The sequence below is a fragment of the Pseudoblastomonas marina genome, from assembly GCF_014641655.1.
Taxonomy (GTDB): domain Bacteria; phylum Pseudomonadota; class Alphaproteobacteria; order Sphingomonadales; family Sphingomonadaceae; genus Alteriqipengyuania_A; species Alteriqipengyuania_A marina.
Map to the genome: position 1 here is coordinate 1 of NZ_BMID01000007.1, position 757 is coordinate 757.

A 757-nucleotide genomic window follows, 5' to 3' on the forward strand; every position below is an offset into this window, starting at 1 on the left:
CCTCCCCCCCTCCACATGGAGGGGGGTTGCGATTTTATCTTTCGCTACCTCCTCCTTCCAAGGAGGAGGGAAATTGAATTTATACCCTCAACCGTCAGATGAGAACGATTAATCATTAAACTATGAATTTTACATCAATCAAGATAATCATAGAGTTTTATACCAATTATAGGGTATTTATTAAAAAATGGAACCAATATATTGGTAATATCAGTAAAGTCAACTATTGTTAAACTAACAGCAGACTTACCACCATATTTGTAAATCTTTCCTGACCCAAAGTATTCAACTATTTTCTCCATTAATCTAATATCCACTCGTAGAGTGGATATTCTAAATCTCAATTGTACTCGATAACCTAATTTACTATTGGTTGATGGCATACGAACATCAAAGTTTCCCTCAGCACTTACAAATCCTGAAATTCAATAAGGGTCTAAAAATACATTATCACAATTTATTACAGGTCTTTCAACTGGAGTATATCCAGCAAACTCTGATTTTAACGTGTCAGATAAACCTAAATTCATTGATGCTTTTATATTTACTATTTGATTTAAACCTTCAACAGTAAGATGAGCTTTATTATTTACAAGTTTTACCGCTTGTTTAAATAAAAAAAAATCCGCGGCTTTTTGAGTTAATAACGGATAATTTTCTAAATGAATAATAAGTTTATTTAAATCTTCAATTGAATCTATTGAATAATTAACTATATCTCGGTTTCGAGCTAAATGAATAGAACCAATACCACCCA

General features: G+C 31.7%; 2 protein-coding genes. Both read right to left on the reverse strand.

Going from position 1 to position 757, the window contains the following annotated elements; translation table 11 throughout:
• Window positions 1-134: 134 nt before the first annotated feature.
• Entirely contained in the window at window positions 135-425 is a 291-nt protein-coding gene (locus IEW49_RS13295; RefSeq protein ID WP_506256308.1) for an LAGLIDADG family homing endonuclease, read from the reverse strand.
• Window positions 426-757, reverse strand: a 332-nt coding sequence (locus IEW49_RS13300) for an LAGLIDADG family homing endonuclease (protein WP_188643223.1), incomplete at its 5' end; no start/stop codon positions are given.